Source organism: Corallococcus carmarthensis (assembly GCF_003611695.1).
GTDB classification, from domain to species: domain Bacteria; phylum Myxococcota; class Myxococcia; order Myxococcales; family Myxococcaceae; genus Corallococcus; species Corallococcus carmarthensis.
In genome coordinates this window covers 1-13,962 of the sequence record NZ_RAWE01000248.1, presented here as the reverse complement: position 1 = coordinate 13,962, position 13,962 = coordinate 1, and the positions used below count along the sequence as shown (strand labels likewise).

At 72.0% G+C, this 13,962-nt stretch carries 11 protein-coding genes; 2 read left to right on the top strand and 9 right to left on the bottom strand.

All coding sequences use genetic code 11. The annotated features are described in order from the left end of the window. Window positions 1–499: 499 nt before the first annotated feature. The 3 genes from D7X32_RS38350 to D7X32_RS38340 form a co-directional block, all read right to left on the bottom strand. The gene (locus D7X32_RS38350; RefSeq protein ID WP_120607483.1) at window positions 500–1,888 is read right to left on the bottom strand and encodes a sigma-54-dependent transcriptional regulator; all 1,389 of its coding nucleotides are present in this window, start codon (window positions 1,886–1,888) and stop codon (window positions 500–502) included. After that, window positions 1,870–3,348 carry a sensor histidine kinase gene (locus D7X32_RS38345; protein WP_120607482.1) on the bottom strand — a complete coding sequence of 493 codons (1,479 nt, stop codon included), beginning with the start codon at window positions 3,346–3,348 and terminating at the stop codon, window positions 1,870–1,872. The genes D7X32_RS38350 and D7X32_RS38345 overlap by 19 nt, the downstream gene beginning before the upstream one ends. Before the next feature lie 99 nt (window positions 3,349–3,447). Further along, window positions 3,448–3,639 (bottom strand): hypothetical protein, encoded by a 192-nt coding sequence (locus D7X32_RS38340; RefSeq protein WP_120607481.1) that lies wholly within the window; start codon window positions 3,637–3,639, stop codon window positions 3,448–3,450. A 286-nt stretch (window positions 3,640–3,925) separates the two neighbouring features. Here D7X32_RS38340 and D7X32_RS38335 point away from each other — a divergent pair, with 286 nt between their 5' ends. Next, window positions 3,926–4,309 (top strand): response regulator, encoded by a 384-nt coding sequence (locus D7X32_RS38335; protein ID WP_244239415.1) that lies wholly within the window; start codon window positions 3,926–3,928, stop codon window positions 4,307–4,309. A 27-nt stretch (window positions 4,310–4,336) separates the two neighbouring features. On the opposite strand, the gene D7X32_RS38330 is transcribed toward D7X32_RS38335, so the two are convergent. The 3 genes from D7X32_RS38330 to D7X32_RS38320 are packed head-to-tail and all read right to left on the bottom strand — an operon-like array spanning window position 4,337 to window position 8,296. Then, window positions 4,337–5,662 carry a dicarboxylate/amino acid:cation symporter gene (locus D7X32_RS38330; protein ID WP_120607479.1) on the bottom strand — a complete coding sequence of 442 codons (1,326 nt, stop codon included), beginning with the start codon at window positions 5,660–5,662 and terminating at the stop codon, window positions 4,337–4,339. A 14-nt stretch (window positions 5,663–5,676) separates the two neighbouring features. Continuing rightward, window positions 5,677–7,473: a monovalent cation:proton antiporter-2 (CPA2) family protein gene (locus tag D7X32_RS38325; protein WP_120607478.1), complete on the bottom strand. Its 1,797-nt coding sequence runs from the start codon at window positions 7,471–7,473 to the stop codon at window positions 5,677–5,679. Window positions 7,474–7,528: 55 nt separating this feature from the next. Beyond that, the gene (locus D7X32_RS38320) at window positions 7,529–8,296 is read right to left on the bottom strand and encodes an SDR family oxidoreductase (protein ID WP_120607477.1); all 768 of its coding nucleotides are present in this window, start codon (window positions 8,294–8,296) and stop codon (window positions 7,529–7,531) included. 121 nt (window positions 8,297–8,417) lie between these two features. Between D7X32_RS38320 and D7X32_RS38315 the strand changes: the two genes are divergently transcribed. Then, window positions 8,418–9,338, top strand: a complete 921-nt coding sequence (locus D7X32_RS38315) for a LysR family transcriptional regulator (protein WP_120607476.1) — start codon at window positions 8,418–8,420, stop codon at window positions 9,336–9,338. A gap of 18 nt (window positions 9,339–9,356) precedes the next feature. Here the strand turns inward: D7X32_RS38315 and D7X32_RS38310 are convergent, their stop codons facing one another. The 3 genes from D7X32_RS38310 to D7X32_RS38300 all read right to left on the bottom strand — a co-directional run. Then, window positions 9,357–11,087, bottom strand: coding sequence for a sensor histidine kinase (locus D7X32_RS38310; protein ID WP_120607475.1), 1,731 nt, complete (start codon window positions 11,085–11,087; stop codon window positions 9,357–9,359). Window positions 11,088–11,197: 110 nt separating this feature from the next. Beyond that, entirely contained in the window at window positions 11,198–12,265 is a 1,068-nt protein-coding gene (cheB, locus tag D7X32_RS38305) for a chemotaxis-specific protein-glutamate methyltransferase CheB (protein WP_120607474.1), read from the bottom strand. Continuing rightward, a partial coding sequence (locus D7X32_RS38300; RefSeq protein ID WP_147450432.1) for a hybrid sensor histidine kinase/response regulator occupies window positions 12,262–13,962 on the bottom strand: 1,701 nt, incomplete at its 5' end. The genes cheB and D7X32_RS38300, both read right to left, overlap by 4 nt.

Here is a 13,962-nt window from a genome sequence, read left to right as displayed (position 1 = left end):
CGGCAGGTCGTCGTCGGGGTGCGGGGAACGGGGTCCCTTCAGGTGGGAAACACGGTGATGCTTTGGAGCGTGCCCGGCTTCAACACCGGGACATGGAACCAGGATGGCGGAAGGCGTCCTGTCCGCCCGTTACGGGATTCGCGGACTCGTGGATTTCCGAGGGTAAGGAGAAACCTCTGGGATGAAACGGGTCAGTGACGTTCTTGTCGCCCACTGCACGCGCGAGGTCCTTCACGCGACAGAAAACCCCGGGCTGGAAGGGAACGGAACGCATCCTCCAGAACCATACCCCGCGCGAGGCAAAGCGGGGGCCCGCCCCGAGGGATGATGGGCTTCCGCGCGCCACGCCACCTTCCGGACCTCTGGCGGGTGCGTCCATGGCGGATGGTTGTGGCCGGAGCGGATGGATCGCGGTCTCCCATGTGCTGGGAATCGGGGGGGCGGACGCCACCCGGGGGGATGTGTGTGCCTTTGCCCGGGGGAGCGGCCCCTCCCCAGGTCAGGGCTTCTTCGCCTCGCGCGGCTCCTTGGGTTCGGTGTCGCCGCGTTCCAGCTTCCGGTAGAGCGTCTTGCGGTCCACACCCAGGATGCGCGCGGCCAGCGTGCGGCTGCCGCCCACCGCCTCCAGCACGCGGTGGATGTAGCGGCGCTCCAGCTCCTCCAGCGTCACCAGCTCCGACGCGTCCGTGTTCTCCGGCACCACGCGCGGCGTGCTGTAGTTGCGGATGCGCTCCGGCAGGTCGTCCACCGTGAGCTGTTCGAAGGACGTGAGCGCCACGGCGCGCTCGATGCAGTTCTGCAATTCGCGCACGTTGCCCGGCCAGCCGTACGCCAGCAGGCGCTGCGCCGCCGCGGGGGACAGCCCCACCACCTTCTTGCCCGTGCGGGTCGCGAACTGCTCCACGAAGCGCTGTGACAAGAGGAGCACGTCATTGCCGCGCGCGCGAAGTGGGGGCAGCTCCAGGCCAATGACGTTGAGCCGGTAGTAGAGGTCCTCGCGGAAGCGGTTCTCCTCCACCGCCAGCTCCAGGTCGCGGTTCGTCGCCGCGACGATGCGCGCGTCGAACGGCATCTCCGTGTCCCCGCCCACCGGGCGCACCACGCGCTCCTGCAACGCGCGCAGCAGCTTGGGCTGGAGCGTCATGGGCAGCTCGCCCACTTCATCCAGGAACAGCGTGCCTCCGTTGGCCTTCACGAAGAGGCCCGTGCGCGAGGCCTTCGCGTCGGTGAAGGCGCCCTTCGCGTGGCCGAACAGCTCGCTCTCCAGCAGCTGCTCCGGCATGGCCGCGCAGTTGATGGCCACGAAGGGCCCCTCCTTGCGCCGGCCCCGCGCGTGGAGCGCCCGCGCGGCCACCTCCTTGCCCGTGCCGCTCTCACCGGTAATCAGCACCGTGGCGTCCACGTCCGCCACCCGGTCGATGAGCGCGTACGCCTGCTTGAGCGCGGGGCTCTCTCCCACGAGCGCGCCGTCGTCCTGGCGCTGGTCCAGGGCCTCCCGCAGGCGGCGTACCTCCGCGCGCAGGGCGCGGTGTTGCACGGCGCGCTCCAGCACCAGCACCAGCGCGTCCAGGTCGATGGGCTTGGTGATGAAGTCGTAGGCGCCCGCGCGGATGGCGGCCACCGCCGTCTCCAGGCTGCCGAAGGCGGTGACGACCACCACGGGGATGTCCGGCCGGTTGAGCACGATGCGCTCGCACAGCGCCAGGCCATCCATGCCCGGCATGCGCAGGTCGGTGAGCACCGTGTCGAAGTCCTCACCGGACAGCCGCTGGAGCGCTTCGTCCGCGGCGGCCACGGCCACGGGCTGGAAGCCCCGGCGCTGGAGGCCCTTCTCCACCATGGTGCGCATCTCGCGCTCGTCTTCGACAATCAGGATGCGGCCTGGCATGCGTGCGTCCCCGGCGGCAGGTAGATGGAGAAACAACTCCCACGGCCCGGCTCGCTTTTCACGTCAATCCAGCCGCCGTGGTCCCGCACCATCCCATAGGAGACGGACAGGCCAAGCCCCGTTCCCTCGCCCACGTCCTTGGTGGTGAAGAAGGGTTCGAAGACGTGGGGCAGCACGTCCGCGGGGATGCCCGAGCCCTCATCCTCCACGTCCAGCCGCACCCAGTCCTGCTCCGCCCCGCCCACGTCCGCGGGAGGCGTGGCGCGCAGGACCTGCGAGCGCACCCGCAGCGTGCCGGGGCGGCCCATCGCGTGGAGGCCGTTCATCACCAGGTTCGTGAGCACCTGCTGGAACTGCCCCGCGTCCACCTCCACGGTGAAGCCCGCGGGCACCTCCTGCGACAGCGCCACGCCCTTCTTGGTGGCCATGGGCTTGAGCAGGGAGAACGTGCGCTCCGCCAGGAGCGACAGGTCCTCCGGCGCGCGCGACGGGGTGCGCCTGCGCGCGAAGTCCAGGAGCTGCCGGATGATGCCGGTCATGTGCTGCGCCTGCTGGAAGATGATGCGGGCGCACTCGTTCACCTCGTCGCCCTCTGCCTCGCCGGAGGACACCATCTTCGCGCGGCCCATCACCACGTTGAGCGGCGTGCCCAGCTCGTGCGCCACGCCGGACGCGAGCTTGCCCACGGTGGTGAGCCGGTCGGCGTGCCGCAGGTGCTCCACCGTGGCCAGCCGGGCCGCTGTCTCCGACGCCAGCCGCGCCCGCGTCTCCTCCAGTTGCTCACCCATCCGGTTCATGGCCACCGCCAGCGTCGTCAGTTCGTCGCCGCGCTCGCGCCGCAGGGGCACGCGCGCGGTGAGGTCGCCCTCGCCAATCCGTCCCGCCAGATGCACCAGCTGCTCCACGGGCCGTCCCACCAGCCGGCGGCCCATGGCCATGGCGGCCAGCAGGAAGAACACGGAGAGCGCCGCCGTGGCGATGACGGTGCCCAGCACCGTGGTGCGCACGTGCTGCTCCTGCTCGGACATGGACTCGGTGATTTCAATGGCGCCCATGCGCCGGCCCAGGAACACCGGCGTGTACGAGCGCAGCACGCCAGGGCTGGTGGACGCGTCCATCACCCAACCGTCATTGCCCGCGCGCAGGCTGACCAGCAGGGCCGGGGGCAGCGCCGGGGCGAAGCCGGAGCCCGGTCCGCCGTCCAGCCACACCCAGCGCAGCCGCACCTGTTCCTGGAAGCGGTTGGCCTGGTTGAGGAGCGTGAGCGCTTCGGACTCGCCCGCCAGCTGCCACGCCTTGCCAATGGAGCCCGCCAGCGTGTGGCCGAGCAGGCGGTGGTCATGCTGCGTGTCGATTTCCGACCGGGCGAGCTCCCGGTTGACCTGGAACGCCTGGAGGCCGGCCATCACCGCGACGGCGAGCAGCACCAGGGCCAGGGTGAATTTGCGAGCGAGCTTCACGAAGAGGCAACCCCCGGTTCGTGCGTGAGGGGGAAGGAACACACGGACCGGGGAGGTACGCTACGAGTACCGCGGGTGCTGCGTCACGACTGCGTGTGACTAGTTGCTGCTCGAGCCTTCGGCCGGAGCGGCGGGGGCCTTCTGGCTGCCCGGCTGCTTCGCCTTCTTCGCCTTGGTGCCGGCCTTCGCCTGGGCGGCGGGCGCGCTCTTGGCGGGCTTGGCCTCGGCGGCGAAGGCGCCAGAGGCGAGGGACAGGGACAGACCGAGGACGAGGGCGGAAGTGCGCTTCATGGAGAGACTCCGTGTCAGGCCCGCGAGAAGTGGGTGCGGGGCTGACCGGGAGCTAGAGCATCGGCCATGCCAAGCCACGCTCCACAGGGGAGCGCTGCCAACGCGGGGCAGGATGTCCATGCATGCCTGGGGCACATTGCCCCGGCGGGGGCAGGATGCCCCGGAACCTCTCGGGCATGACGGATCCACGTCCCTTCAGGGCAGCGGACGCAGGCACGTGGCATGCGCTGTGCTCCTCCGCATCCGAATGACGAACGCACCTCCTCAAGAAGAAGCGACGTCCGCCGTGCGCATCCTGGTCGCCGAGGACGACGACGCGATGCGCGCGATGCTCGTGCGCACGCTGATGCGCGCGGGCTACACGGTGGTGGAGGTGGAGGACGGCTACGAGCTGGGTGACTACGTGGCGATGATGCAGGGTCACGGGGGCACGCTCGCCCCGCCGGACCTCATCGTCAGCGACGTGCGCATGCCGGGGCGCAGCGGCCTGGAGGCGCTCGGGCGGCTGCGCGCGCAGGGCATCGCGTGCCCGGTGCTGCTGCTCAGCGCGTTCGCGGACGAGGAGACCCACGCGGAGGCGCTGCGGCTGGGCGCCCGGCAGTTGCTGGACAAGCCGGTGGACCTGGACGTGCTGAAGGCCGCGGTGCGCGACGCGGTGGCGCATCCCTGAGCAGCCCCCGGATGCTCGGGCCGGCGCTCAGGCCGGGGTGCCCGCGTCGGCCGGCGGGGCCTCGGGGACGGACTGACCGTTGAGCTCGGCGCGCAGCCGCTCGCGGTCCAGTTCGTTCTCCCAGCGGGACACGACGATGCTGGCGACGCCGTTGCCAATGAAGTTGGTGAGCGCGCGCGCCTCGCTCATGAACCGGTCGATGCCCAGGATGAGCGCCAGCCCCGCCACCGGCACGGACGGCACCACGGCCAGCGTCGCGGCCAGGGTGATGAAGCCCGCGCCCGTCACGCCGGAGGCGCCCTTGGACGTGAGCATCGCCACGCCCAGCAGCGTCGCCGTCTGCGTGAGCGTGAGGTCCACGTTGAGCGCCTGGGCCACGAACAGCGCCGCCATGGTGAGGTAGATGTTGGTGCCGTCCAGGTTGAAGGAATAGCCGCTGGGCACCACCAGCCCCACGACGGACTTGGAGCAGCCCAGCCGCTCCAGCTTCTGCATCAGCGGCACCAGCGCGGACTCCGACGACGACGTGCCCAGCACCAGGAACAGCTCCGCGCGGATGTAGCGCAGGAACTTCAGGATGGAGAAGCCCGTCAGCCGCGCGACGAGCCCCAGCACGCCCACGACGAACAGCACGCACGCCAGATAGAAGCAGCCCATCAGGCGCAGGAGCGGTCCCAGGCTGGTGACGCCGTAGGCGCCCAGCGTGAAGGCCATGGACGCGCCCGCGCCAATGGGCGCCAGCTTCATCACCGTGCCAATCATGTGGAAGAAGGCCTTGGAGAGCGCCTCGAAGAGGACGACCACGGGCTTCGCGGTGGCGCCAATGGCCGTCAGCGAGAAGCCGAACAGCAGCGCCAGCAGCAGCACCTGGAGCAGGTCGCCTTCGCCGGTGAAGGCGTCCACGAAGGTGCGCGGGATGATGTGCAAGAGGAAGCCGGAGGTGGACTGATCATGCGCCTGCTGGGCGAAGCGGGCCACGGCGCTCGCGTCCAGCGTGCGCGGGTCCACGTTGAAGCCCGAGCCCGGCTTGAGCACCGTCACCACCAGCGCGCCGATGATGAGGGCGAACGTGGAGATGACCTCGAAGTAGAGCAGCGCCTTGCCGCCCACCCGGCCCACCTTCTTCATGTCCGCCACGTTGGCCACGCCCAGCACCACGGTCAGGAAGATGACCGGGGAGATGAGCATCTTCACCAGCGCGATGAACGCGTCCCCCAGCGGCTTGAGCTTCACCGCCGTGGTGGGCGCGAAGTGGCCCAGGAGGCCCCCCGCGAAGATGGCGGCCAGCACCCAGAGGTAGAGGCGGGAGGAGGACTTCGGATGTCCCGCGGAGTCAGCGGTGTCGGCGCTCATGGTCGAGTCCCCCCTCAGGCCGACTTCTGGTCGGCTTCGTCCTTCTCGAACAGCTGCTCCAGCTCACGGCGCGCGCGGACGATGACCTCCATCATCTTCTTCTCGTCCTTGAAGACCTTGGCGCTCTCCAGCATCAGGGCCTCGTCGTGCTCGCGGAAGCGCTCCACGGAGCGGCGGGCCTCCGCGAAGGTGAGGCCCATCTCCTGGAGCACGTCGCCGGCCATGACGAGGCTCGCGTCGAACGTCTCACGCACCAGGTGGGTGACGCCCAGGTCCAGCAGCCGGTACGCGTGCTCGCGGTTGCGCGCCCGCGCGTAGATGGTGAGGTGCGGGAAGTGCTCCTTCACCATCTGCGCGGTGCGCAGGGACGCGGCCATGTCGTCGATGGCCAGCACGAACACCTTGGCCTTCTCCGCGCGGGCGGCGCGGAGCAGGTCCAGCCGGGACGCGTCGCCGTAGAACACCTGGTTGCCGAAGCGCTGGATGAAGTCGATGTGCTCCGCGCTCGCGTCGATGGCGGTGAACCCGATGCGCCGTGCGCGCAGCAGGCGGGCCACCACCTGCCCCACGCGCCCCATGCCCGCGATGATGACGGGGTGGTCCTCTTCCGGGGACACGTCGTACTCGCGCTGCGGGCCCTTCTTCTTGAAGCGCGGCGCCACCCAGCGCTCGTGGATGAAGGACAGGAAGGGCGTCACCGCCATGGACAGGCCCACCACCAGCACCAGCAGGTCCGCCTGCGCGCGGTTCATCACGTGGAACGACACCGCCAGGGAGAAGAGGACGAAGGCGAACTCACCGCCCTGCGAAATCACCACCGCCAGGCTCAGCGCGGAGCCCGGCTTCTGCAGCCCCACGCGTCCCAGCCCGTACAGCACCAGCGCCTTGAGGAAGGTGAGGCCCAGCACCAGCGCCAGCACGCGCAGCGGCTCGCGCGCGAGCAGCGCCAGGTTCACGGACATGCCCACGGCGATGAAGAACAAACCCAGGAGCAGTCCCTTGAAGGGCTCGATGTCCGCCTCCAGCTCGTGGCGGTACTCGGACTCCGACAGCAGCACGCCCGCGAGGAACGCGCCCAGCGCCATGGACAGGCCCACCGCGCTGACCAGCGACGCGGTGCCCACGACCACGAGCAGCGCCGTCGCGGTGAACAGCTCCTGGCTGTGCACGGACGCCACCGCGCGGAACACGGGCCTGAGCAGGTAGCGGCCCGCCACCACCACCAGCAACACCACGCCCACGGCCTTCGCCGCCACCAGCCACCCGGGCTCCGTGGACGGCGTGTCGGCCACGCCCAGCAGCGGCAGCGCGGCCAGCAGCGGAATGACGGCCAGGTCCTGGAACAGGAGGATGCCGAAGGCGAGCTGCCCGTGCTCGGTGGTGAGCTGGTTCTTCTCCGCGAGCAGCTGGAGCGCGAACGCGGTGGAGGACAGCGACAGCCCGAAGCCCGCGATGATGGCCGCGCCCCAGGACAGCTCCAGCGCCTTGCCCACGCCCGTCATCAGCACACCCGCCAGCAGCAGGCCCGTCAGCAGCACCTGCGCGCCGCCCATGCCGAACACGGAGCGGCGCAGGTTCCACAACCGCGATGGCTGCAATTCCAACCCGATGACGAACAGCAGCAGCACCACGCCCAGCTCCGCGATGTGGAGGATGTTCTCCACGTCGGAGATGAGGCCCGCGCCATACGGACCGATGGCCGCGCCCACCGCCAGGTAGCCCAGCACGGAGCCCAGCCCCAGCTTCTTGAAGAGGGGCACGGCGACGACCGTGGCGGCCAGGAACACCAGCGCCTGATGCATGAAGGACATAAGGCGCCTGCATGGCACGCTGAAGGCCACCTCGGCAACAGGCGTGGGGTGCGGCTCAGGCCTGCTGGGTGGGCATGAGGGTGAGCTGCTGGAAGTTGATGTGCCGGGGCAGGGCGGTGGCGAAGGCGATGATGCCCGCGACCTCCTCCGGCGACATCCAGGTGAGGGTGTTCCGGGCGCCCTCCAGCCAGGCCCGCGCGCCCGGGTCGGTGTTGCCGTCGTGCAGCGCCGTGTCCACCAGCCCCGGCTCCAGCGCCATCACGCGGACGAAGCGGGGGCCCAGCTCCGCGCGCAGGTGGCGGGACAGGTGGGTGAGGGCGGCCTTGGTGGCGCCGTAGACGTTGAAGTTGGGGAACACCGCCTGCGCGGCGACGGACGACACGTTGATGAGGTCCGCCGGCCCGCCCGCCTTCGCCGCGGCCAGCAGCGGCTCCACGAAGGTCTCCACGACGCGCACGCTGGCCTTCACGTTCAAATCAATCATCTGCTCCCAGTCCTCCGTGGGGTGCGTGTCCAGGGGCGTGGGCCGCATGAGGCCGGCGTTGTTGAGGACCAGGTCCGCGACGCCCAGCTCGCCCGCGATGGCCTTCGCGGCCTCCTTCACGGATCGCGCGTCCCGCACGTCGGTGCTCAGCGCGAGCGCCCGGCCACCCGCCTGCGTGATGGAGGAGACGAGCGCGTCCAGCCGCTCCTTGCGGCGTGCGAGCAGGGCGACGCTCGCGCCGTCCCGCGCGAGGCGCAGGGCGGTGGCGGCGCCAATGCCACTGGAGGCGCCGGTGATGACCGCGACGCGGCCAGACAGGGCGAGGGAAGGGGATGCCATGGGAGGACTCCTGCTCGCGCGAAGGAAGGGTGCGGCGCCGCGAGACAGGACAAGGGATAGGGGACGGCCGCCTCCAGGGGTACGGCTGGAATCTGGATGGACTCCTGAGGAAAGCTCAGGAATGGCCCTCACCCCGCTCAATGCGTTGCACCAGTTCCTCGCCGTCGCCCGGCACCGCAGCTTCGCGGCCGCCGCGGCGGAGCTGGGCGTGTCCGCCTCCGCGCTGAGCCACACGGTGCGGGAACTGGAGTCGCGGCTGGGCGTGCCGCTGTTGTCCCGCACGACGCGCAGCGTGGCGGTGACGGCGGCGGGACGGAGGCTGGTGGAGCAGGCAGGGCCGGGCGTGGCGCAGGCCCTGGGGGCCCTCAAGGACGCATCCTCGCGGCCCGGGGAGGTGACGGGCGCGCTGCGGCTGACGCTGCCGTCCAGCGCGCTGCCCTTCATCCTCACGCCGCTGCTGGCCTCGTTCCGGAAGCGGCATCCCCAGGTGGAGCTGGACCTGGTGGTGGAGAACCGCAAGGCGGACATCGTCGCGGAGGGCTTCGACGCGGGCATCCGGCTGGAGGAGTACCTGGAGCGTGACATGGTGGCGGTGCGGATGGCGCCCCCGTTCCGCTTCGTCGTGGTGGGCGCGCCGGAGTACCTGGAGCGCCACGGCACGCCGCTGAAGCCCAAGGACCTGCTCCAGCACGACTGCTTCACCTACCGCTCGTCCAACACCGGCGCGCTGCTGCCGTGGGACCTGGAGAAGGGCTCGCGCACGTGGCGGCTGCCGGTGCGCGGCACCGTCACCACCAACGACGAGCGCGTCTGGCTGGGGCTGGCGGAGGCCGGCCTGGGCCTGGCGTACGTGCTGGAGTCGCAGGTGGAGGCGCAGCTGCGAACGGGCACGCTGCGCCGGGTGCTGGAGGAGTACGCCGCGTCCGTGCCGGGCCTCTTCCTCTACTTCCCCAACCGCGCGCAGGTATCGCCCGCGCTGCGCGCCTTCCTGGAGCACGCGCGCCGGGTGCTCACCCCGCCCGCGCGCAAGAAGGGGCGCTGAAGCCGCCGCCCCTTCGCGTCAGTGCTCGTAGGTGTCGCGCGGACGCGACATGCCGCCCGCGGCCGCGACCTGCGGAGCGGGCACGCCGATGTGCGCCGCCACGGGCAGCGTGAAGGTGAAGACGCTGCCGGTGCCCAGGATGCTCTCCGCGCGGATGGAGCCGCCGTGCGCCTCCACCAGGCCCTTGGCGATGGCCAGCCCCAGGCCGGTGCCCCGGCTGGCCGCGTCGCGCGCCTGCCAGTAGCGGTCGAAGATGTGCGGCAGCGCGTCCGGCGTGATGCCGTTGCCCGTGTCGCGCACGTCGAAGGACACCTCGCCGCCGCGCATCACCGCCTTGACCGCCAGCGTGCCGCCCGGCGGGGTGAACTTCACGGCGTTGCCCAGCAGGTTGCCCATCACCTGGAGCACGCGGCTGCGGTCGCACTTCACGCGCAGCCCCTCCGTGGGCAGGTCCGCTTCCAGGTGCAGCCCCTTGGCCTCCGCCAGCGGCCGGATGGCCTCCAGCGCCTCCGTGGCCAGCGCCACGGCGGTGTGCTCGCCCAGCTCCAGCGGCAGGTGCCCCGCCTCCAGGCGGCCCCAGTCCAGCAGGTCGGAGATGAGCCGCGACATGCGCTCGGCCGCGTCGTTGATGCGCGTGGCCTGCTTCGCCACCGCCTCGCCGCCCGGCTTGCCCGCGGTGCCGCGAAGCAGCAGCGCCGCGCCCAGCTGCACCACGCCCAGCGGGTTCTTCAGGTCGTGCGACACCACGGCGAGCAGGTCCTCGCGCGCACGCGCCGCCCGGCGGGACTCACCCACCAGCCGCGCGTTGTCGATGGCCAGGCTCGCGCGCAGGCAGAGGTCTTCCGCCAGCGCCAGGTCGTCCGGACCGTAGCGGCGCCCGGAGCCGGAGCTCACGAACGTCACCGCGCCCAGCGTGTGGCCGCGCGCGCGCAGCGGGATGATCATGTACGAGCGAGCCTGGAGCGCCTCCAGCATCGCCGGGTGCGCGGGCTCCGCCGCCGCGGCGCGAAGCAGCGAGTCCGTCACCGCCGGCACCAGCTCCGGCTCGCCCGTGCGCAGCACGCGCAGCAGGCCCACCGGCGCGTCCTCGCGGACCTCCGTGCGCATGGGCAGGCCCCGGGCGCGCTCCTGCTGCGTCGGGTCCAGGCACGCCACCGCCGCGCGGCCCACCCACGGGCCCTGCTCCAGCGCGTCCACCAGGCACCAGTCCGCCAGGTCCGGCACCGCCAGGTGCGCGAGCAGCGTGTACATGCCCTGCGGATCCGGCGGGTGCGTGAACAGCGTCGTCATCGCCTGGTAGAGGAAGGAACGGCGGCGCTCGGCGGTCTCCACCTCCGCGCGCGCGGCCTGCTCCAGCTCCAGGGCGCGCGAATAGACGGCCTCGGCTTCCGTGAGCGCCCGCGCAGTCACCAGCACGGCCGGAGACGCGTCCGCGTCCGTGCCCAGCGGCGTGAGCACCAGCGCGTGCCGGCGGACGCCCTGCGCACCCGGCCAGGGCGCCTCCACGGTGGTGGACTCCCGCAGCGTCACCACGCGGACGCGCGCGGACTCCAGGGCCCCCAGCGCCTCCTGCGGCAGCCCCAGCTCACTCCAGTGCCGCCCCGCCAGCTCTCCGGCGGCGCGTCCGAGTGCCCGGGCGCCCGCGGCGCTACACGACACCAGCCGGCCCGTGCCATCCAACAGGTAGGCAGGGTCGGGGATGGCGGCGAAGACCGCTTCGTAGGCCAGACCAGTCGTGGGAGCGCTCATCGGAAAAGGGGGCCGAGGGGATGCCCCATTGGACCCGATATTGACACTCCGTGCCAGGGCCGCCATTCCGCGCGGAAGTTCGGGTGAATGACTTTCACTCAACGAACACTTCAGGGGAGCCGCACCCCCGGTTGAAGGAGCGCCATCAGCCGGCGGGCGATCTGCCCGAGCGGCAGGACCTCGTGCGCCAGGTTGGCCCCCACCACCACCGCGGGCATGCCGTAGACCACGGAGGTCGCCTCATCCTGGGCGATCACCCGCCCGCCTGCCTGGTGCAGGTCCCGGATGCCGTCCAGGCCGTCCTGACCCATGCCGGTGAGCACCACCGCCAGGGACGTCTGCCCATAGGCCCGCGCGACGGAACGGAACAGCCAGTTGGCGGAAGGCCGGAAGCCCTGGATGGGCGCGGCGCCGGACACCTGCGCGCGGTGGTCCTGGGTGACGCCCAGGTGCTTGTCGTCCGGGGCCAGGTACACGGTGCCGGGCGCGAGCGGCTCGCCGTCCTCGGCCACCTTCACCCGCAGCTTCGTGGCCGTGCCCAGCCACGTGGCCAGGCCGTTGCCGAAGCCCAGCGCGATGTGCTGCACCACCAGGATGGGGGGCGGCGCCGGTTCCCGGGTGCCCAGGTCGGACAGGATGCGGTGGAGCGCGGCGGGGCCGCCGGTGGACGCGGCCAGGGCCAGCACGGCCGGCGGGCGGGTGCTGGGCGTGGGCGTCGCCTCCTGCGGGGGCGGAGGCGGCGTGGCGCGGTCCGGCCAGCGGCGCACCACCTTCACCTGGGCCATGGCCTTGAGCGTGTCGCGCAGGCGGCGGCTGTCCGCCTCGAAGTCCGGCGACTCCGGGCCCACCGGCTTCTGGAGCACCGCGAGCGCCCCGGCCCTCAGCGCGGCCATGGACGTCTGGATGTCGCGCTCCACCAGCGTGGACACCACCACCACGGGCGTGGGCACCTCCGTCATGATGCGGCGGGTGGCGTCCAGGCCGTCCATGCGCGGCATCTGGATGTCCATCGTCACCAGGCTGGGCTGGAGCCGCTGGCACAGCTCCACCGCCTCCAGGCCGTCCTTGGCCTCGCCCACCACGGTGAGCGCCGGGTCGGTGCGCAGGATTTCCACCAGCAGCCGCCGGGCGGTGGGCGAGTCCTCGGCCACCAGGATGCGCAACGGTTCGGTCTTCATAGCAGTCGCCTCAGCGTCTCCAGCAGGCTCGTTGGATCAAACGCGCTCTTCACGATGTAGGCACTCGCACCGGCCTGCAGCCCGCGCGCCTTGTCCTCGGGCTTCTCACGCGACGTGACGAGCACCACCGGCACCCGTCCGAAGCGCGGCGACGCGCGCACGGCCTCCGTCACCTGGAAGCCATCCATGCGAGGCATCTCCACGTCCAGCACCATCGCGTCCGCGCCGCCCGCCTGGAGCCGCTCCCACGCCTCCGCGCCATCCGCGCACGCGGTGACGTCGTAGCCGGCGCCCTCCAGGATGCTCTGCTCCAGCATGCGCGTCGTGGGCGAGTCGTCCGCCAGCACCACGCGCCGGCGCGCCACCTGCTCCTTGGGCGTGGGGAAGAAGTGGGCGGAGGGGCGCCCGCCCGCGGCCCGCACCAGCGACGCGGGGTTGAGCAGGAGCGCCATGCGCCCATCCGGCAGCACCGCCGCGGCGGCCACGTGCCGCGCCCGCTTCACGCGGCTGCCCAGGGAGCGCACCAGCACCTCCTGCTCCGCGATGACCTCGTCCACCACCAGCGCCGCCTGCGCGGTGCCCGCCGACAGCACCACCGCGGACGGCCGCGCCTTGGGCGGACCCGCGGGCAGGTCCAGCACGCCCGCCAGTGACGCCAGCGGCACCAGCGCGTCCGGCGTCACCCAGGACATGCGGCCCTCCACCTCGCGCACGTCGGAAGGCGCCAGGCGCAACAGCCGGTCCACGCCCTCGCTCGCGAGCGCCAATATCTGCCCGCCCGCGGCCACCAGCAGCACGCGCAGGGTGCTCAGGGTGAGGGGCACGTCCAGCGTGAAGCGGGTGCCCTGGCCCGCCTTGAAGACCACCTCCACGCTGCCGCGCAGGGCCTCCACCTGGGCGCGCACCACGTCCAGGCCCACGCCCCGGCCGGACACCGCCGTCACCTTCGCGGCGGTGGACAGGCCCGGCAGGAACACGAGCCGCGCCGCCTCCTCGTCGTCCTCGGGCGCCTCCAGGCCCCGGGCCCGCGCGCGCTCGCGCAGCGCCTCCAGGTCCAGGCCGCGCCCGTCGTCCTCCACCGCCACCTCCACCCGGCTGCCGCGAAGCCGCGCGGACAGCACCACGCGGCCCTCCTCCGGCTTGCCGTGGCGCACGCGCTCCTCCGGCGCCTCCAGGCCGTGCGCCACCGCGTTGCGCACCAGGTGCAGCAGCGGTTCGCGCAGGGACTGGAGCAGGGAGCGGTCCAGGTCCAGTCCGCCGCCGTGCACCTCCATGCGCACGCGCCGGCCCAGGCCATGCGCCACGTCGCGCGCGGCGCGCTCCAGGCCGGTGCAGCCCTCCTCGAAGGGGAGCATGCGCGAGCGGCGCACCTCGTCATCCAGGCCGGTGGAGGACTGGAACAGCGCGCGGCGGTCCTGCGCCAGCACGCGCGCCACCCGCGCCAGCTCCAGCTCCACGCGGCGCAGCGTCGTTTCGGACGTGGTGCCGCGCACCGTCTCGCGCAGCCCGGTCACGTCGTCGCGCAGCGCCTCCAGGGATTCGGCGTGGCCTTCCAGGCGCAGCATGGCCACGCGCAGTTCGCCGCTGCGGCCCAGCAGCGCGTCCAGCTTCTGCCCGGACACGCGCACCGGCAGCGCTTCGCCGCTGACCTGCGGGGGGGCGGGAAGCTCCGGCTCTGCCTCCACGGGGGCCTGGGG